This window comes from Alistipes senegalensis JC50 (assembly GCF_025145645.1).
GTDB lineage: Bacteria > Bacteroidota > Bacteroidia > Bacteroidales > Rikenellaceae > Alistipes > Alistipes senegalensis.
Genome location: NZ_CP102252.1, coordinates 1,352,532 through 1,371,648, shown reverse-complemented (window position 1 = coordinate 1,371,648; position 19,117 = coordinate 1,352,532). Strand labels below are relative to the sequence as shown.

General features: G+C 44.7%; 15 protein-coding genes, 1 tRNA gene and 1 pseudogene. 14 read left to right on the top strand and 3 right to left on the bottom strand.

Annotated elements, in window-relative coordinates; translation table 11 throughout:
- The 6 genes from NQ519_RS05355 to NQ519_RS05330 all read left to right on the top strand — a co-directional run bounded on the left by NQ519_RS05355 (position 1) and on the right by NQ519_RS05330 (position 7,211).
- Complete coding sequence (locus tag NQ519_RS05355) at positions 1-306, top strand: helix-turn-helix domain-containing protein (RefSeq protein ID WP_019152194.1); 306 nt, start codon at positions 1-3, stop codon at positions 304-306.
- Positions 307-309: 3 nt separating this feature from the next.
- Positions 310-1,569, top strand: coding sequence for a type II toxin-antitoxin system HipA family toxin (locus tag NQ519_RS05350; protein WP_044118790.1), 1,260 nt, complete (start codon positions 310-312; stop codon positions 1,567-1,569).
- Positions 1,570-1,663: 94 nt separating this feature from the next.
- Positions 1,664-3,550 (top strand): Dam family site-specific DNA-(adenine-N6)-methyltransferase, encoded by a 1,887-nt coding sequence (locus NQ519_RS05345; RefSeq protein WP_044118791.1) that lies wholly within the window; start codon positions 1,664-1,666, stop codon positions 3,548-3,550.
- Between the two features lies 1 nt (position 3,551).
- Complete coding sequence (locus NQ519_RS05340) at positions 3,552-5,159, top strand: DUF262 domain-containing protein (protein WP_019152199.1); 1,608 nt, start codon at positions 3,552-3,554, stop codon at positions 5,157-5,159.
- Entirely contained in the window at positions 5,137-6,402 is a 1,266-nt protein-coding gene (locus NQ519_RS05335; RefSeq protein WP_083871177.1) for an AAA family ATPase, read from the top strand. The genes NQ519_RS05340 and NQ519_RS05335 overlap by 23 nt, the downstream gene beginning before the upstream one ends.
- Positions 6,402-7,211: a hypothetical protein gene (locus NQ519_RS05330; RefSeq protein WP_147513245.1), complete on the top strand. Its 810-nt coding sequence runs from the start codon at positions 6,402-6,404 to the stop codon at positions 7,209-7,211. Before NQ519_RS05335 ends, NQ519_RS05330 begins: the two co-directional genes overlap by 1 nt.
- A 269-nt stretch (positions 7,212-7,480) precedes the next feature.
- Here NQ519_RS05330 and NQ519_RS16245 read toward each other — a convergent pair.
- Positions 7,481-7,906 (bottom strand): annotated as a pseudogene (locus NQ519_RS16245) (IS1 family transposase); the annotation flags it as partial.
- Between the two features lie 459 nt (positions 7,907-8,365).
- Here NQ519_RS16245 and NQ519_RS05325 point away from each other — a divergent pair.
- A complete protein-coding gene (locus tag NQ519_RS05325; protein ID WP_019152201.1) occupies positions 8,366-9,580 on the top strand; it encodes an ATP-binding protein in 1,215 nt (404 codons plus the stop codon).
- 373 nt (positions 9,581-9,953) lie between these two features.
- Here NQ519_RS05325 and NQ519_RS16295 read toward each other — a convergent pair.
- Positions 9,954-10,594, bottom strand: a protein-coding gene (locus NQ519_RS16295; RefSeq protein WP_458692739.1) for an IS1 family transposase whose coding sequence is annotated in 2 segments (ribosomal slippage) — positions 9,954-10,228 and positions 10,228-10,594 — 642 coding nt in all. Because the reading frame shifts where the segments join, the coding sequence is not laid out codon by codon here.
- A 1,018-nt stretch (positions 10,595-11,612) separates the two neighbouring features.
- On the opposite strand from NQ519_RS16295, the gene NQ519_RS05315 reads away from it, so the two are divergent.
- From NQ519_RS05315 to NQ519_RS05300, 4 genes are all read left to right on the top strand, one after another.
- Positions 11,613-12,080 (top strand): PL29 family lyase N-terminal domain-containing protein, encoded by a 468-nt coding sequence (locus NQ519_RS05315; RefSeq protein ID WP_026076807.1) that lies wholly within the window; start codon positions 11,613-11,615, stop codon positions 12,078-12,080.
- A gap of 2 nt (positions 12,081-12,082) precedes the next feature.
- Positions 12,083-12,523: a hypothetical protein gene (locus tag NQ519_RS05310; RefSeq protein ID WP_083871217.1), complete on the top strand. Its 441-nt coding sequence runs from the start codon at positions 12,083-12,085 to the stop codon at positions 12,521-12,523.
- On the top strand, positions 12,499-13,344 hold the full coding sequence (locus NQ519_RS05305) for a leucine-rich repeat domain-containing protein (RefSeq protein WP_019152204.1): 846 nt from the start codon (positions 12,499-12,501) through the stop codon (positions 13,342-13,344). Before NQ519_RS05310 ends, NQ519_RS05305 begins: the two co-directional genes overlap by 25 nt.
- 202 nt (positions 13,345-13,546) lie before the next feature.
- A complete protein-coding gene (locus NQ519_RS05300; RefSeq protein WP_147513246.1) occupies positions 13,547-13,810 on the top strand; it encodes a hypothetical protein in 264 nt (87 codons plus the stop codon).
- 463 nt (positions 13,811-14,273) lie between these two features.
- Here the strand turns inward: NQ519_RS05300 and NQ519_RS05295 are convergent.
- Positions 14,274-14,360: transfer RNA gene (locus tag NQ519_RS05295), tRNA-Ser, on the bottom strand.
- A gap of 279 nt (positions 14,361-14,639) precedes the next feature.
- Between NQ519_RS05295 and NQ519_RS05290 the strand changes: the two genes are divergently transcribed.
- The 3 genes from NQ519_RS05290 (at position 14,640) to proS (ending at position 19,081) form a co-directional block, all read left to right on the top strand.
- Positions 14,640-15,779, top strand: coding sequence for a hypothetical protein (locus tag NQ519_RS05290; protein WP_019152205.1), 1,140 nt, complete (start codon positions 14,640-14,642; stop codon positions 15,777-15,779).
- Positions 15,780-15,809: 30 nt separating this feature from the next.
- Positions 15,810-17,501: an OmpP1/FadL family transporter gene (locus NQ519_RS05285; protein WP_026076808.1), complete on the top strand. Its 1,692-nt coding sequence runs from the start codon at positions 15,810-15,812 to the stop codon at positions 17,499-17,501.
- A gap of 95 nt (positions 17,502-17,596) precedes the next feature.
- Entirely contained in the window at positions 17,597-19,081 is a 1,485-nt protein-coding gene (gene proS / locus NQ519_RS05280; RefSeq protein WP_019152207.1) for a proline--tRNA ligase, read from the top strand.
- The last annotated feature ends 36 nt before the right edge of the window (positions 19,082-19,117 follow it).

The window sequence follows — 19,117 nt, the reverse complement described above, 5'->3', positions numbered from 1 at the left end:
ATGAAACGGGCATTATTGCCGAGCCAACGGAAGACGCTTACGGTTCTGGGCGAAAATATAAAGCTGGCACGCCTGCGCCGGGAACTATCCTCGGAGCAGGTGGCCGAGCGCGCCGGAATCTCCCGTAACACCCTAACCAAGATCGAGCGGGGTGAGGAGGGAGTTGCGATGGGATACTATTTCCGGGTACTGGCTATCCTCGGGCTGGAAAAAGATTTGCTACTTGTCGCTAAAGACGACGAACTGGGGCGTGCCCTTCAGGATGCCAAACTCGTGGTCGGTGAAAGGGTTTCCAAAAAACGATAAATTATGGTAACGCAGCGCGATATATACGTATATATGGACTGGCCCGAGGATGCGGAGCCGGTCTATATGGGTGTACTCCATAGTGAAATGATCTGGGGCAAAGAGGTCTTTTCCTATGAGAACGATCCCGCATGGCTGGCCCATCCCCGTTTTCGTGCGTTGGATCCCGACCTGTCGGCATTTGCGGGGAAGCAATACCAACCTTCGGATAAGAGCAATTTCGGATTGTTCCTCGATTCCGCACCGGACCGCTGGGGGCGTACGCTTATGCGCAGGCGGGAAGCTATCAACGCCCGGTTGCAGGACCGAAAACCGCGAACGCTTACCGAGTCGGATTACCTGATGGGCGTGTATGACGGCAATCGCATGGGGGCCCTGCGCTTCAAGTTCTCGAAAGAGGGGGAATTCATGGATAACGAGCGGTCGTTGGCAACACCGCCCTGGGCATCGATCCGGGAATTGGAACATGCCAGCCTGCAAATAGAGCGGGAAGATCATGTCGATACGCCGGAGCATACGCGATGGATCGATATGCTCGTCGCACCCGGTTCGTCATTGGGCGGGGCAAGGCCGAAAGCCAACGTAGTGGATGAGAACGGACGCTTATGGATCGTCAAGTTCCCGAGCGCCGGAGATACGAAAGATTCCGGGGCATGGGAGATGGTTACGGCCGAGTTGGCCCGCTCGTGTGGTATCGAGATGTCCGAATGCCGGGCGCAGCGCTTCGGAAGCCGGCACCATAGTTTTATGACCGAGCGTTTTGACCGGACCGATACGGGCCGGCGGATACATTTCGCCTCGGCCATGACATTGCTCGGTTATACGGACGGTGCAAGCCATACGGAAGGAGCCAGCTACCTCGAACTGGCCGAATGGATCATCGCCAATTGTGACGATACGGACCGGAACCTGGAACAGCTTTGGCGCAGGATTGTGTTCAATATCGCGGTTTCGAACTGCGACGACCACCTGCGGAACCACGGGTTTATACTTACGCCACAGGGCTGGCGATTATCACCGGCCTATGATCTGAACCCTGACGAGTACGGCATTGGACTGAAGCTCAATATCTCGGAGAATGACAATTCACTGGATTTCGATCTGGCTATGAGTATCACGCCGTATTTCGGGTTGGAGCCCGTCCGTGCGGAATCAATATTCGCAGAGGTCAAACATGCCGTTTCGGGTTGGAGAAAACTCGCTACTAAATATGGTATTTCCAAGTCCGAGCAGGATACCATGACGAGGGCGTTTAGGTATTGATAGTTTAATATGGAACGTTTAGGAAAGAGTTGAAAATTTCCTAATTTTATATAATTTATCTTGTTACTGCAAATAATTAGCTTACTTTTAATCAATGACACGTAAAAAAGATGTATATATAGTCGGAGCTGATCAACCCGTAAAACCCTTTCTTAAATGGGCAGGAGGGAAGACACAATTAATTGATGAAATTGCAAAATTTATTCCTCAAGAGTTCAATACGTATATTGAACCGTTTCTTGGAGGAGGAGCTCTATTTTTTCATTTGCGGCCGCCAAAAGCAATTTTAGCAGATCTGAACCCGGAATTGATTAATTGCTATAAAGTAGTCCGTGAAAAAATAGATGACTTGATAGTAAATTTAAAGAATCTTTCAAATGATAAAGATCTTTATTATGAAATTAGAGGTTGGGACTTGTCTAAATTGTCCGATGTGGAAAGAGCGGTTAGGTTTATATATTTGAATCGTACATGTTATAATGGGCTATATCGAGAGAATAAAAAAGGAGAATTTAATGTTCCATTCGGAAAATACAAAAATCCAACTATTTGTGATGAGGAACGACTGTATCAAGCACATTATGCTTTGCAAAATGCAAAATTGATTTGTGCAAATTATTCTACAGTATTGAGACGTTATGCCCAATATAATGATTTTATTTTTCTAGATCCACCCTATGTTCCTATAGGCAATTACTCTGATTTTAAGCGATATACTAAAGATTCATTTTATGATGCGGATCATATTGAGTTGAGAGATGAATTCAAACGACTTGTGAATATCGGAGCAAAAGTAATCCTGACGAATTCTAATACCGGTTTTGTTCATGAATTATATAACAATTATGAGTCTAAGGTTGTTAATACCAAAAGGCTTATAAGTAGCGATATATCTACCCGTACAGGGCAGGATCTAATTATTCATGCTGTAAATGGAAAGAAACGTTTAACACGAACAGAAGAATTGTTAGAAAACTTTCCGGGAACAAGATATATGGGAAGTAAGTATAAATTATTGCCATTTCTGTGGGATTCAATTAAAGACCTTGAATTTTCATCGGTTTTAGATGCTTTCTCCGGAAGCGGATGTGTATCCTATATGTTGAAACAGAAAGGAATAAAAGTTATTTCAAATGATTTCATGTCTTTCTCTGCTATTTTCTGTAAAGCATTAGTGGAAAATTCTACTGTACGAGTAGATGATAAGGATAAAGAGTTATTGGTTCAACCAAATAAAAATGCAGGCAACTTTATACAAAATACATTTAAAGGTCTATATTTTGATGATGTTGATAATGATTTTCTGGATAATTTGGTCGCAAACATTCCATTGTTGAACAATGAATATAAAATTGCAATAGCTTATGCTGCCATAGCTAGGGCATGTCTAAAAAAACGGCCCAGGGGCATATTTACTTATGTTGGAACAAAATATGATGATGGCCGTCGTGATTTATCATTATCTCTCAAGGAGCATTTTTTGGAAAATATAGATTGTTTTAATGCAGCTGTTTTTTCAAATGGACAACAAAATAAATCATTCAATCAAAACATTTTTGATCTGAATGAAAAAGCAGACTTGGTTTATTTTGATCCACCCTATTTAACCTCCAAATCCGATAACGATTATACGAGACGATATCATTTTGTCGAAGGATTGGTCAAAAACTGGCAAGATTTGGAGATTGATTATAGTACAAAAACTAAAAAATTCAAAAAGTATATTTCTCCTTTTGATTCGAAACGTACGGTAAATAATGCACTTGATCAATTGTTCTCTCGACATAAAAACAGTATATTAGTCGTATCATATTCATCTAATTCGATACCTTCAAAAGAAGAGATGATGGAGTTACTAAAAAAATATAAAGAAGACGTTGAACTTAAAGAAATAGACTATACGTATTCTTTTGGTAATCAGCATTGCAAAATGAAAGATAATGCGAATAAGGTAAAGGAATATTTATTTATTGCGAAATAACATGAAAATCTCGATCACACAAGTTCCTCAAGCTGATGAATTAAGCAAAGTTATACTCGCAGTAGAGGCTGTTTCTCAAGAAAATACGACCGATAAAAGAATAGCTGACTATGTGGGATTTACAGATAGACAGGGGCGTTACTACCGCTTGGCGGCAGAGATTCTGGGTTTATTAACCAATGATCGGCATTATAATCATGCTTCTTTGACTGATGCCGGTCGCGAACTTATTGTGCTAGATGAATCCAATAGGCTGAAGAAGATAAGAACAATATTAAAGGAAAACATCCTTTTTAAAACTGTATTGGGAGAAATAGAGGGTTCTCGTCAGGGCTTATCTAGGGATGAACTGCTCGCATTTCTCTACCAGACCATCGATGGTTCTGAATCCACCATACAGAGACGTCTAAGTACGATTATAAACTGGCTGACCTACTCCTCGCTTATTGTGACCGACTTCCGGGAAACAACAGAAGAAAAAGATAGAGATACGGTATACAAGATAAACGACTTGCTCGATGAAACGGACTTCATTACGCCTGAAGATTTCAGGGATAGTATCTATCCCTCAAACTACAGCAACGAAGAGTTAGATATAAAGGAACTCCACACTATGGTGGTCAGTATTTTAAGGAGAAAGGAACAGGGAAAGATCATTGTTCCCGAATTCCAGAGAAATCATGTGTGGAAACCGCAGCAGAAAAGCAGGTTTATCGAATCATTAATCCTAAATATCCCCATCCCTCCCTTTTATGTCAGTCAGGATTTGGAAGGGAAATGGATTATGGTTGATGGGTTACAACGTTCGACTGCAATATTCGAATTTCTGAACAACAAATACCCACTGGTTGGCCTGGAGGCACTTCCCAATTTGAACGAGAAATTATACAACCAACTAGACGATGATCTCAAAAGTCGCATAGAAGAACGGGAGATGTTGTTTTACATTTTGAAACCTTCTGTGCCTATGTCGATCGTATACGATATCTTCAACCGAATCAATTCGAACGGCACTACTCTCACTCGGCAGGAAATCAGAAATTGTATTTATAGCGGCCCAGCCACTCGACTGTTGGCTAAACTTGCTGATCATCGTATTTTCAAAGAAGCAATTGATGGGGGAATTTCGCCTTTGAGAATGAAGGATCAAGAAGCAGTATTGAGGTTTTTTGCATTTTCAGCAAATGGAGCTTTAGATGAATACAACGGTGATTTGGATGATTTTCTGGGCAAGACTATGAGAAACATCAATAGAATGAATCAAAGTCAATTGGAAAAATTATCCAATAGCTTTTTCCGAACAATGAAGTTCTCTTTCGATTTTTTCGGTGAACATAATTTCCGGCTTCCGACAGAGAAAAGTAGGGGCGTTATCAATATAGCCCTTTTTGAAGTGATCTCTGTTTTCTTCGATAAACTATCGGACGAAGAACTTCTTGAGAATAAAGAAAAGATTATTTATAACTATTATAATGTTTTGTTGCCTGACGAGGAGTTTAAAAATTCTATACGGAATGCAACAAATAACATCCGCAACGTCAGAATGAGATTTCATAAAACTTTTAGTATTTTAAATCCCCGAGGTGATGATCAAACATTTAGCAATTAAAAACTTTAAACTATATAAAGAGGTTAACCTTCCTTTAAATCGTTTAAATCTACTGACCGGAATTAATGGTCGGGGAAAATCGACAGTCCTTCAGGCGTTTTTATTAATGAGTCAATCTGCTCAAATAAATAGGGCGACGGCTCAAATATACCTGAATGGGGATGACGTGAAACTAGGCACTTTCGATGATGTAAAAAGTAAAGAAGTTTCTTTTTCCGAACCGATCTGTTTTACATTTCATTATGATGAAATTGTGTGTCGGTATTTTTTATACAGTAATCAGACAGATGCTTCAGAATTGAATATAGATAAGATCGTCGTCGAATCTCCTGGATTTGAGTTGGGGTTGCGTAAGAGCGAAATGGGCGATGATTTGTATCAATTTTATTCATCAACTCATCCCCTAAATAAGAAGGTCTTATTACCATTGTTCGATTTGTTTTTAAGCAATTCCACAATAGAACATTATCTGCCACAAGCCTCATTGAGAGAAATAAGAAATGTTATTAATCTTGTAGGTATCCATTATGTTTCTGCGGATCGAATTGGACCGAGAATCTATTATGAAAACAAATCGCTTGGCCATTTTATCCGAGTTGGTGCTTTAGGAGAGAATACAGTAAATGTTCTTTACCACAAGGGGAATGATCATGTAAATGATACAATTTTACGTGGATATTGTAAAATATTTGGAGAAGACTATAAGGAGATGAGTTCGACGATTGAGGATAATACCAATTATTGGGTTGATAAGATTTTTCAAGGGGCACAAGTGAAAGTCGAGTCAATAAAAGGAGAAGATCTTTTAAAATTGAGAATTAAATCAGATAAAAAGGGAGCCTATTATAAACCAACTAATGTCGGATATGGTTTCAGTTATTCTCTTTCCATAATCGTTGCCGGTTTAATAGCCAAACCAGGTGAAATATTGATTGTGGAAAATCCAGAAGCTCATTTGCATCCTTATGCTCAGTCAATTATGGCTAAATTTCTGTCTTTAGTCGCTTCGACAGGTGTTCAGGTGTTTGTTGAGTCTCATAGTGATCATATATTGAATGGATTTAGGATCGCTGTTAAAAATAAGATAATAGATTCTACTCATTTGAATGTTTTGTATTTCGACCATAGATTAGATAATTTTTTTGAAAAAATAGATGTTGATGAAGATGGCGGAATCGACAAATGGCCTATAAGTTTTTTTGATCAATCAGTTAATGATCTAAATTATTTACTGGGAATATAATGCAGGTATTTATAAATGAAGCTTCGCTTTGTGCGCAATATAATAGCCCTTATCATTTTTATGAGGCGGTAAAACTTTTTTTGTCCACTTTGAAAAGGATTGATGAAATAAAAGATGATAAGTGTATACTGAAGAGCCAGAATTTTTATTATTCGCCTGCATTATCGAATACTCTTTTTACCTCCGTTCTAAAGGCGGATCGGGTCCTTTGTCAGACTTTTTATGCCAATATTGACCGTGTAAACCCTAAATGTTGGGAGAAGGATAAATGCCACGACGAAAGTAGTAAATATGAATTTTCCGGGGAAGATTATGTTGGGACATCTGTTGCAGAATTAACGGAAAGAAAAATCAGAACAGCTGATTTAAATGGTTTTTTAATGAATTTTATGGATTCTCCATTCGGAGATTCTGCAACGATCCTTGTCTCTAAAAATAATAGCAATCCTATTTATGTTGATTGCGCAACTACTCCTGAGGCAATAGATGACTGGCTGATATCTCACGGATTTTTAAATCCGGAAGAAGGATATAGTGAAAGTTCCCGATGGCCTCCTCGTGATTATCAAACAGTTTTGAGAGATCGTTCCATTTTTGAAAAAACAAATTATCACAATCACAGAAGAATGGTATATAAACGAATTGGAACGAATGAATTATGGTGTGTCGACAACATGCATATCGGAGTAAAAGCGCATATTGAGGTGTTTGATTGCACTACATGTAGGCATATAGGTATCTCATCAATCAATGAAATTCGTGTAGATAATTCTCGTCGGGTTCCTGGTCGAACAATAGATTTGAGTTGAAAATACTTAATCATTATTCGAGCTGGTAATTTTTGGAAAGGGATTGTTTGTATTGGATATATAGAAAGAATTATTGATTGCTGTAACTAGTTAAAAATCTATAAAACAGGTTCTATTACAAAAAATGGACTTATTTGTTCTATATTGTACCATGACTAAAGCGTTTTGAAAATAGTTCTGATTCGGAATTGCCTAGCAAGTTTTGGACCGAAGTTTGAGTGATGATTCTTGATATTCTAGAAAAAGAAAAAATAAGATCGATACGATATTTATTCATTTGCGTGGAACCAAAAACATTGAATTTTGTTTATAACGACATGATGACTCCTGAGGTTATTGGTAGCAAATAGTTTGTGAGTTGCTGCCTTAAAATCGGATTCTATTAAACAACTAGATAGACATGAATAAAATTCAATTCTATAATTGTATGATAAAATAGATTTTAGCTGCCCCCCCCAGAAATAAATTTTCAAGATTGCCGACAGAATGACAGCGCTCTTGCTGACGCAGATGGTTTTACGAGCTAACCGTTTCAGATGTGTCCGGATCGTCAAGTTATGTCGTTCGATATGATTGATTTCGTATAATGACGTCCGATGGATTTTTGTCTCAATTAGAGAACGATAGTTTTTTAATCTATCGGTATAACCCCGTTTTGTATCGGATAGATGGAGTGTTTTGAGGACAATGTTAAGGGTAGCATTTGTTCGTGGACCGAGATTGTTACTGACTACCTGTTTGGATTTTCTGTTATACTATCCAGATGTGTTCGGACTATCTTCGTACAAGGCTCTTTATTCCATCCACTTTATAGATCTTTTGATTAATGACCGGAAGACAAAAGTGTGTATGGGTAATCTGTACAATCCTGCTAAGTAGTGTTTGTCAGGGAGATATCCAGAATCTTAGTCGTACTTCGGTACTGACTCCCTCTTTGGTCAATGTTACGATCTTACTGTTGATTCCTTTTCGGTAGCGTTGTAATTATAGTGCCTGTTTTTTCCTATGGCAATGTTTGCATTTGTAGCGTTGTCTGCCGTTGCTCTGAGTTTTGTCTTTTACGCAGTGACTCCACAATATTTGCCTTTCATTTTTGCGATCACCTAAATTCAAACATTGGTCTATATTTTGTAATCACAAAAGTATTGAGTAACTTGCATAAGTTACTGAGTAATTTGTTTTGTTATGTACGAACGTCCTTATATAAGGAGATTCAAGCAAGGATCGAAGAACCACGAAAGTTCATACAGGTAATCCTTGAGCCTCGTCAGGTGGGTAAAACCACGATGGTAAATCAATTGCTGCAGAAACTTTCATTACCTTATGTGTATGAATCTGCGGATGCCGTGTCGGCAACTAACTCGGCATGGTTGACTCAGGTTTGGGAGACAGCTAGGTTTAGAATGAAGGCTGCAAATGTGCCGGAATATCTGCTAGTGGTCGATGAGATTCAGAAGATTGAAAATTGGAGTGAGATCGTCAAGCAGCAATGGGATAAGGATACGCGAGAAAATATCAATATCAAAGTAATTTTACTGGGATCTTCCCGATTATTGATTCAGAAAGGACTCACAGAGTCATTGGCAGGACGTTTCGAAACGTTTTATCTCGGTCATTGGTCTTTTGCTGAAATGCAGGCCGCGTTCCAGTGGTCGATTGAGCAATATGTTTATTTCGGAGGATATCCGGGTTCTGCCTCGCTTATTAATGACGAAGAACGTTGGAAAAACTATATAAAGGATGCTTTGATCGAAACAAGCATCTCAAAAGATATTCTGATGTTGACTCGCGTAGATAAACCGGCATTGTTAAAGAGATTGTTTGAACTCGGTTGTTTATTTTCTGGTCAGATTCTCTCTTTCACTAAAATTATTGGCCAGCTACAAGATGCCGGTAACACGACAACGTTGACAAATTATCTTAAACTGCTGTCTGACTGCGGCCTCTTGGGTGGTTTGGAAAAGTATGCCGGAAATGTGATTTGGCAGCGATCGTCGAGTCCTAAGTTTCAGGTCTACAATAATGCACAGCTGACTTCACAAAGCGATGAAACTTTTGAGGACACAGTAGTCAATCCGAAATTATGGGGACGACTGGTGGAGTCTTCAGTGGGAGCGCATTTAATGAATCACTCCATATCTGACAGATATAATTTGTATTACTGGCGTGAAGGTAATTTCGAAGTAGATTTTGTTCTTGAAAAAGGTGGTAAAGTTATCGGTTTGGAGGTGAAAAGCGGAGCTCATGCAGACAATGAGGGGATGAGTGTATTTGCTGAGAAATTTCAGCCGGACAAAGTGTTGCTTGTTGGAACCGGAGGAATTCCTTACGACGAGTTTTTGAAGATAAGTCCCAAAGAGTTGTTTTAAAATTAGGTATTATTAATCTAATAAACAGGTTAATAAGGTATGAATATTAGACCTGTATAGTCTTTAGGCTCCGTAATATTTCTGCTCTAATTATTGGGATTATTTCTAATTGTATTGACAAATTTGACACAAAAACAGTCATTGTACTGACGTTTTTCAATTAAGATTTTGGCAGGTAAGAATATTTCAATTGTCAAAATTGTCACGTCATTTCTGGGCGCAATTATTTATATATTAAATATTTACAATTAATTTATTGGCTGGGTTTATCACTATTCTGCATTAATACAAATGGAATGTCCGTTGTTTGTTTATATTGCAATTTGCGCCTAACTCAATAAAACTTGATTGTTTCTGCATGCCGTAGGGAATCTTATCCCCAGAAATAGATCTTTAACACTGCATATAACATTATCGCTTTCCGGCTGAAGCGGATCGTGCGGCGGGTCAGACGCTTGATATGTGTACGGATGATCAGGTTATGACGTTCGATGTGGTTGGTGCCGCGGTGAGCAGTCCTATGGATTTCCGGTGAAATGAGAGTCTTATATTGCCGGAGTTTATCCGTATAGATCAATCTGGCATTGGCCAGTTTGTCGGTAACTCTACTTAGCGTCTCATTGGTACGAGGACCGACAGAGAAACAACCACCGAGTTGTCTGTACGATTTAGGGCGTATGCCACCCAGATATGATCTTTTTTACGGCCGACAAAAGTTTTGATTTCATCGACTTCTGCATTGGCTGTTACATGCGGAGCTGTTATATTTTTGGAGATGGAGATAATTCTTTTAATGAGAGTAGTCGTCGATATTTCCAGTAACCTTGCGATACCTCTGATCCCGACGCCCTCTTTGATATATTCCGAGATCGTCCGGTTCAATTCCGGTATATAGGCTTGGTAAGAATAATCCGCTTGTTGTTTCCTGTGACAGTATTTGCATTTATAGCGTTGTTTTCCGTTTTCTTGATAGCCATTTTTGATACAAGTTCCTCCGCAAAATTTGCAAGTCATTTTTTCGTGCCCTAATCTGATACATAAAGGTTCCTATCCGAAACCCTCGGCCGATTTTCAGCCGATTTGCGGGCGCAAAAATACAAAAGACGACCCGAAAGCCGTCTTCTTTTTATGTTTTCCTTTAAGTTCCTGTAGTGATTTTAGTTAGTTGCAGTCCTGTGCCCTAATCTGATACATTACCTAAAAAGGCTGAACAAGACGATAGGCCGGGAAAGGCGGGAGCATGAACAGACCGCCCAAAGACTGCAAGGCGAGATAGACCGCATTTACGGTTGGTTCCCCGATACGCCCCAGCTTATCAAATGGGGAGAGTATTGCCGTTCGCTCGGATTCACGGACAAGATGGCCCGCGACCTCGTGAATATGCGGCCCGTCCGTTTCTCCGGCAAACTCTATTCGCGCGAGCACTCCCAACACTTTGAAACCGAACACTCGGAAGCCCGGCTCCTGCGGGATGAAAAAGGCCCCGGAGGGTTTCAACTGTTTATCGACCTAATACCCATTTACAATGGTTCCGGCAAAAGGCGGAAGAGTTTCTGAAACGATTAGGAATAGAGATCAAAGACCGTGAACAGGACAGGGGAATGCGGATGAGATAGAGTAAAATCTATTTCTGCGTATACTTATATGGGCAATACCCCGAATGAGTGGTTGTTCGTCTGCGAATTATTTTCTATTTTTGTAACGTCGGGCGTGGCAATGTGTTCGGCAAACATACTGAAAGTGTTTTCGCACTGTCCTTGATAGAAAATCTGACAGTTTTCACAAGCAAAAGGATGGACGAACAGCACTCATTTCTTGTTTAGATTATGGCAAGGGATACGTTTAGTGTTCCCATACCCCATATCTATTCAAGTGTGGGGTATTGCGTCGTTTATTTTTGCTTGGGCTTTGTCAGAGCCTTCTATCAGATAAACGAAATCGACTCCACACTTTCTTTTTGACATATTCCGCCATTGAGGAGTTGGATGGCAACTAAAATTTGAAAATCTGATCTATTCAAATAACAGTTGCTATGAAAAAATTATTTACCTTATTTGCAGTAATCGCTCTGCTTGCAGGTTGCAGTGATGATTACGACGATTCGGCTCTGACCGGACGTGTGGATGATCTCGAAAACCGAATCAAGAAACTCGAAGAATTTTGCAAACAGATGAATACGAATATTTCATCGTTGCATACCATCGTGACGGCATTGCAAAACAACGATTACATTACGGAAGTTATTCCCGTCATGCAGGACGGAAAAGAAATCGGCTATACGATCACGTTCAGCAAAAGCAATCCGATCACCATTTATCATGGTAAGGACGGAACTGACGGTGAAGACGGCAAGGACGGACATACACCTGTTATCGGAGTCAAGCAACACACCGATGGCATCTACTACTGGACGTTGGACGGCGAATGGCTGCTTGACAATTCGAACAACAAGGTAAAAGCTGGGGCCGTGATGGACAAAATGGCTCCACTCCTAAATTAAAAATCGAAAACGGATATTGGTACGTTTCTTACGATAACGAGCAGACGTGGAAACAACTCGGCAAAGCTACCGGTGAGGGCGACTCGATATTCAAAAGCGTAAGTCAGGACGAATATAACGTCTATTTTACTTTAACAAGCAGTGAACAGATTATATTACCCAAGAAAACATATTTGTCAATCCGTTTTTCCGAAGGGACATCATTGACATTTCAGTTGGATGAGACAAAAACATTCGAATATTCCATTCAAAGCAGAGATGGGAAAAATGTCATAAAGGCAGAAATGATGAACGATGACGGACAATATACGGTGCGCATGATTCCATTATCACACAACAGCGGGAAAATAGAGATTAGCGCTAAAATTCCTACGAAAAATAGAGTAATTGTCTATGTTTCAGATGGTAAAATACAATTATGGAAGCCATTGATGTGTCGATAGCGCCATTGATCGACGACAAAACTATAGTGCTGGCAGAACCAGGGACATTGGAAGAACTACTGAGAGACAACCCTATAAACCCAAGCGCGATTACAGAATTAACAATAATAGGCTCGTTAAATTACTCCGATATGTCGATGTTGAGTAGGTTTAACAACCTTAGGGTATTGGATATGGAAAATGTGATTTCGGAGGGGATTGGAGCATACACGTTTTATCTTCAAAAGCGACTCACTTCAATAAAATTACCTAAAACATTAAAGACGATAGGAGAGGGTGCATTTGACGGTTGCTCCAACCTGACAGGCAATCTGACAATTCCGGAAAGTGTGACTACAATCGGAGACGGTGCATTTTATGGGTGTACAGGATTTACAGGCAATCTGACGATTCCCAAAGGAGTGACAACTATTGAACCCAATACATTTAGGAATTGTTCCGGTCTGACAGGCAATCTGACTATTCCGGAAGGTGTGACCACAATCGGTAGTAGTGCATTTCGGGAGTGCAAAGGATTTACAGGTCTGACGCTTTCAGAAGGAGTGACAACTATCGAAGACGAGGCATTTGGCAGATGTTCCGAACAGATGACTGAAAATCTGACGATTCCAAAAAGTGTGACAACAATCGGGAAAAACGCATTTAGTAAAATCATGGATTTGTATTGTAAAGCTATGACTCCCCCACAAATACAAGAAGACTCATTTTTTTTAACAGCTACTACTACGTTATATATCCCTAAAAATTGCACGGAAGTTTATCGTACAGCACCAGGATGGAGCGAACTGACATTCAAAGCAATCATCGAAATTGATTTTTAACGACCTTTAAATATCATAAATATTGGGTACAAATTCAAATGCTCAACCATCAAATGGTCTCGGGCCGGGTAGCTTGTTGGAACTCCAATTGACGTGAATCAGGCCAATATATTTCAGCGCATGAAAAAACATCAACGGCTATTAGAGGTAGAAACATATGTCATGCTAAACGCTTATAGAAATTTCACAAAACTAAAAAATTATGACTTACGAGGAAGAAGCTTTTTTAGATGATATTAGAAACGTTTTTTTAGAAAATAATGTTGATATTCTATCTTGTGATTATTATCATGAAACTAATTACGGTGTTCGTTATTTTTGTGTCGATATAGAAATTGATGATGAAGATGAAGCTGATTTTGGGAATATTCTTTTCGATGAATTAAATGATATATGTGCCAATTATGATGGAGCAAGACTGGATGCACATGGTTGTACATACGAATTAGCATTGGATCTATCTTAAGTTGTAATAAAAGGAGTAATAACGACTAACAGGGAAAAGTGAATAATATCTCCGTCATCAGAAAGCATAACAGGGCGGTGTTTGAGGACAGAGATTTCAACGTTCAGTTATGATGAAAACGGAAATGCATGCCCATTGCCCCGATCTCTGTATTGAAACTCTACCACGAGCAATAGCCGATTCTTAAACAAAACCCCGTCGCTTCCGAAAGCGACGGGGTTTTGTTTGTCGGATGTATAATTCGAGTTCCGCTATTCTGAACTTATACCCGACCCTCTCCACAGATTCATCATGTCCCAAGGATAGTTCATTTTCGCTTAACATAACATACCCACAGGGTTGTCGGACTGACCCTATGTTGTGCGCTGGATGTAGATAGATAAAAACAACACACCCAACTTTACATTCTTGGGTGTAAAATTGGGTGTTCGTTTTGCAACCTGCTGATTTTCAGCATTTATTGCGGAGAGAGAGGGATTCGAACCCCCGGTACAGTTGCCCGTACACCGCATTTCGAGTGCGGCCCGATCGACCACTCCGGCATCTCTCCTTGATCCCAAAACAGCGGTTTTGGGATTGCAAATATAGACATATTTTTTATTTCCGCCTATTTTCATGCGGAAAAAATTGCGATCCGTTGAAAAAAAGCTCCGGAGGCCCCGCCGAGGCGCGCTTTTCCGGATATAATTCCTATCTTTGATGGCGGGAATCCCCCTCGCGTGCGCAGTATTTCCCGCGCGGGGCCGTTTATAAGAATGAAATGATACTAAAAACGGTATGGTTTTCGTTTTTAGATCAGAGACTAACGCAAACAATACCCTTGTGCGCTATGAAAAAGTTGAGAATTTTGATCGGAACCGTCTTGCTCTCCGCCGGTCTGGCCGGCTGCACGTCGGCATATTACGCTTCGGCGGGGTATGCCTCCGACGACCTCTACGCCGTGCATGACAAGACGCAGATCGCCCGCAGGAAGCAGGCCGAGGCCGAGGCGCAGCGTGCTGCCGCCGAAGCCCGCAGGGCCGAATGGGAGGCGAAGATCGCCGAGGCGGAGGCCGCGGCTGCCGAGAACAACTATTACGAATATCAGGCTGCGGATGCGAATCCCTATCAAAGCGTGCTGGCCGACGACTACGAAAGCGCCTATGCGCGCCGTCTGCGCGGCTTCGAGTCGCCGAGCTACAAGATGCCGTCGAGCTACCTCGACGCGCGTTACAGCAGCGCGTTCAGCTATGCTTCGGCCTATGATCCGGCGTTCTACAACATCGTGATCTCGGGCGATCAGGTGTGGGTCGAACCCAAGTACATTACGTCGATGTTCGGATCGTGGGGAACGGTGATCTATGGCGATCCGTGGTACTGGGGCTGGAACCGTCCGTGGGGGCCCAGCTTCTCGATCGGCAGCTGGGGCTGGAGCTTCGGATGGAATTCGTGGTACAATCCCTGGTACGGCCCGTGGGGACCGTGGTACAGCTCGTGGTACGATCCCTGGTACCATCCCGGATGGGGCTGGGGGCCCGGATGGCACGGCGGACACCACTATCATCCCGGTCCGGGATGGGGAGGACACGGACGCCCCTATCATTCGAATATCGTACGGCGGCCCAATCCCTACACTTCGCCTTCGGGAACCCGCTACGGCGTGGGATCGCGTTTCGGAAGCCCGTCGTCGGGATCGCTGCGGGGCAGCGGCAGCAACCGCCGGAACAATTTCGGCGTGCGCTCCAACAACAGCGGCGGTTCGTCGAGGAGCCGCTACGATTCGGGCAGCCCGTCGCGCGGAAGCCGTTACGACGATACCTACCGCAATTCCGGCGGCAGCACCTACAACCGCGGCGGCAGCTATAACAGCGGCAGTTCGTCGCCTTACAGCCGGGGCGGTTCGTCGTCGGGAAGTTCCGGAGGCGGCTCGCGCGGCGGTTCGGGAACGACCTCTTCGGGCGGCAGCTATCGTAACTCCGGCGGACGGTAACGTTCGGACGCCGATAAATGTGAAAACACGATGAAGAGAGTGATTCTATTGCTTGCGGCCGTCGCAGCGGCGGCCGCGGCTTCGGCCCAGAGCTCCGGCAGAGGCTGGGGCGGCCTGCTGATGGATAAGGATGTGCTGATGCCGGGGGATATGGTCGAATTGTCGCAGACCCAGTTCAATTTCGGGACTGCGCGGGCTATGGCTATGGCCGGGGCTTTCACGTCGCTGGGAGCCGACCTTTCGTCGATGTCGATCAATCCGGCGGGCCTGGGCATGTACCGGCACAGCGACATTTCGATCACGCCGATGATGTCTTTCGCCCGGAGCAAGACCAATGCCCCGGAGTACGGACGCAATTCGCGCGACCGTTTCTCGATGGCCAACATCGGCGTGGCGATCAACGCCTATGAGGGCTCCGGTTCGCTGGTAAGCCTCAATATCGGCTTCGGATACAACCGTCTTGCCGATCTGAATTACGACTATTCGTTCCAGAGGGGCGGACAGCGGGCGACCGTCGGCGATGTCTATTCGCGCCAGCTCTATTGGAGCAATGTTTCGAAGAACGATTTTTACAACGCGGGCGGTTCGGGCAACTGGAACTGGGACAATATCGCCCCCGAGTTCTGGAATGCCGCGCTGGCTTACCGCGGATTTTTGGTCGATCAGGTGGACCCGGGTGATCCCAAAAGCTGGAAACCGACCTGGGTCGGGAACGATGCCGAGATGGGCCATTTCACCGAGTTCCGGAGCCGCGGTTCGATCGGGGAGTACACGCTGTCGCTCGGCGCCAACATCAACAACAAGATCTATATCGGCGCGTCGCTGGGCATCCAGAGCGTCTACCAGCGCAAATACATAGATTACGGCGAGGAGTACTACTATCCCGGCACGGGGCCCGACGGATACGGCAATTCCGGACTGGATTATCAGCTCCTCTGGTGGAAGCTCAACCAGAGCGTGATCGTGGAGGGTACGGGCGTCAATTTCAAGGCGGGTATCGTCTACCGTCCGACGACCAATCTGCGTCTGGGCGCGGCGATCCACACCCCGACCTATTATTCGCTCGACCGGAAATTCCAGAGCGCCGCGGCCGGACTGGCCTATGCCAACAACGATACCGATCCGAACGTGAAGCCCGACGAAGACGGATACATCTCGACGGCCGGCGATCCGAACATGACTTCGCCGGTACTGCTCGACGACGGTCCCAACAACTGGTCGTTCGTCTCTCCGACGCGGCTGATGTTCGGCGCTTCGTACACTTTCGGGCAGCGGGGCGTGATCTCGGTGGATTACGAGCGCGACTGGTACAACGGCATTCGCATCAAGGACAACCCGTCGGGACTCGACTCGCAGTCGTGGTACAACGATTCGTTCCGCGACAACTGCAAGGGGTCCAACATCGTGCGTGTGGGCGCCGAGTTCAAGCCCCTGCCGGTGCTGGCGCTGCGGGCCGGCTTCGGGTACAGCGGTTCGATGTACAAGGACGACGTGTCGCCCTCTTCGCCGCTGTTCACGAAGACCACCTATTACGGGGCCGGCGTAGGGCTCGTGCTGGGCCGGGGCGTGCTGCTCGACATCGCTTATCAGTATGTTTCGTCCAAGACGCCGGACTATTACCTGTTCTACGTCTGGGACGAGGAGGGATCGGCCGACAGCGCGGTCTATTCGACCGAGGTGAAGCGTCACAACGTGGCGCTGACGCTGGGATTCCGTTTCTGAAAGCATATATATTCAATATAAAGGTCCGTCTTTGCTGCGGACCTTTATTTTTTTGTATATTTGCAGTCCGGAATAAAAGTAAAAATTAGAAAGATATGGCAAAGGAACTGAAAGACCTTACGAAGTCCGACGAGAATTATTCGCAATGGTACAACGATCTGGTCGTGAAGGCCGGGCTGGCCGAAAACTCGGCCGTCCGCGGATGTATGGTCATCAAACCCTACGGCTACGCCATCTGGGAGAAGATGCAGGCCGCGCTGGACCGGATGTTCAAGGAGACGGGGCATCAGAACGCCTATTTCCCGCTCTTCATCCCCAAGTCGTTCTTCTCGAAGGAGGCCGATCATGTCGAGGGATTCGCCAAGGAGTGCGCCGTGGTGACGCACTACCGCCTGAAAAACGATCCCCACGGCAAGGGCGTCGTGGTCGATCCCGATGCCAAGCTCGAAGAGGAGCTGATCGTGCGTCCGACTTCGGAGACGATCATCTGGAACACTTATAAGAACTGGATTCAGTCCTACCGCGACCTGCCGATCCTCTGCAACCAGTGGGCCAACGTGGTGCGCTGGGAGATGCGCACGCGCCTGTTCCTGCGCACGGCCGAATTCCTGTGGCAGGAGGGCCACACGGCGCATGCCACGCGCGAGGAAGCGATAGCCGAAGTGGTAAAAATGATTCATGTCTACGAACGGTTCGCCCAGGAGTGGATGGCTTTGCCGGTGGTGGTGGGTCATAAGTCGCCTAACGAACGCTTTGCCGGTGCGGAGGATACGATGACCATCGAAGCGCTGATGCAGGACGGCAAAGCGCTGCAAAGCGGTACGTCGCACTTCCTGGGGCAGAATTTCGCCAAGGCGTTCGACGTGCAGTACGTCAACAAGGAGGGCAAGCTCGAATACGTGTGGGCGACCTCGTGGGGCGTTTCGACCCGTCTGATGGGCGCGCTCATCATGGCCCACTCGGACAACAACGGTCTGGTGCTGCCTCCGAAACTCGCGCCGATCCAGGTGGTGATGGTCCCGATCTACAAGGGCGAAGAGCAGCTGACGGAGATCCGGGCCCGCTTCGAGGCTATCGCCGCGCAGCTCCGGGAGAAGGGTATTTCGGTGAAGATCGACGACCGCGACAACGTGCGTTCGGGCTTCAAGTTCGCCGAATACGAATTGAAGGGCGTGCCCGTGCGTCTGGCGATGGGCCCCCGCGATCTGGAGAACGGCACGATCGAACTGGTGCGCCGCGATACGCTCGAAAAGGAGACCGTTCCGCAGGAGGGGCTCGTGGAGCGCATCGAGGGGCTGATGACCGAGATTCAGGAGAATATCTACAAGAAGGCTCTGGCTTTCCGCGAGTCGATGATCACGAAGGTCGATACGTGGGAGGAGTTCAAGCGGGTGCTCGACGAGAAGGGCGGCTTTATCCTCGCCCATTGGGACGGCACGGTGGAGACTGAGGTGGCGATCAAGGATGCCACGAAGGCCACGATCCGCTGCATCCCGGTGGATGCTCCGGACGAGGAGGGCGTCTGCGTCTTCTCGGGCAAGCCGTCGCACCGCCGCGTATTGTTCGCCCGCAGTTATTAGTTTCCGATTTCAGGCGGATATTTCCGCACATCCCTC

Excerpts from the sequence above, each read along its gene's own strand:
- NQ519_RS05290 (WP_019152205.1), top strand. The coding sequence starts at position 14,640 with ATGAAAAAGTTGAGAATTTTGATCGGAACCGTCTTGCTCTCCGCCGGT.
- NQ519_RS05300 (WP_147513246.1), top strand. The coding sequence starts at position 13,547 with ATGACTTACGAGGAAGAAGCTTTTTTAGATGATATTAGAAACGTTTTT.
- NQ519_RS05315 (WP_026076807.1), top strand. The coding sequence starts at position 11,613 with ATGAAAAAATTATTTACCTTATTTGCAGTAATCGCTCTGCTTGCAGGT.
- NQ519_RS05305 (WP_019152204.1), top strand. The coding sequence starts at position 12,499 with ATGGAAGCCATTGATGTGTCGATAGCGCCATTGATCGACGACAAAACT.
- NQ519_RS05335 (WP_083871177.1), top strand. The coding sequence starts at position 5,137 with ATGATCAAACATTTAGCAATTAAAAACTTTAAACTATATAAAGAGGTT.
- NQ519_RS05355 (WP_019152194.1), top strand. The coding sequence starts at position 1 with ATGAAACGGGCATTATTGCCGAGCCAACGGAAGACGCTTACGGTTCTG.
- NQ519_RS05285 (WP_026076808.1), top strand. The coding sequence starts at position 15,810 with ATGAAGAGAGTGATTCTATTGCTTGCGGCCGTCGCAGCGGCGGCCGCG.
- NQ519_RS05340 (WP_019152199.1), top strand. The coding sequence starts at position 3,552 with ATGAAAATCTCGATCACACAAGTTCCTCAAGCTGATGAATTAAGCAAA.
- NQ519_RS05350 (WP_044118790.1), top strand. The coding sequence starts at position 310 with ATGGTAACGCAGCGCGATATATACGTATATATGGACTGGCCCGAGGAT.
- proS (WP_019152207.1), top strand. The coding sequence starts at position 17,597 with ATGGCAAAGGAACTGAAAGACCTTACGAAGTCCGACGAGAATTATTCG.
- NQ519_RS05345 (WP_044118791.1), top strand. The coding sequence starts at position 1,664 with ATGACACGTAAAAAAGATGTATATATAGTCGGAGCTGATCAACCCGTA.
- NQ519_RS05330 (WP_147513245.1), top strand. The coding sequence starts at position 6,402 with ATGCAGGTATTTATAAATGAAGCTTCGCTTTGTGCGCAATATAATAGC.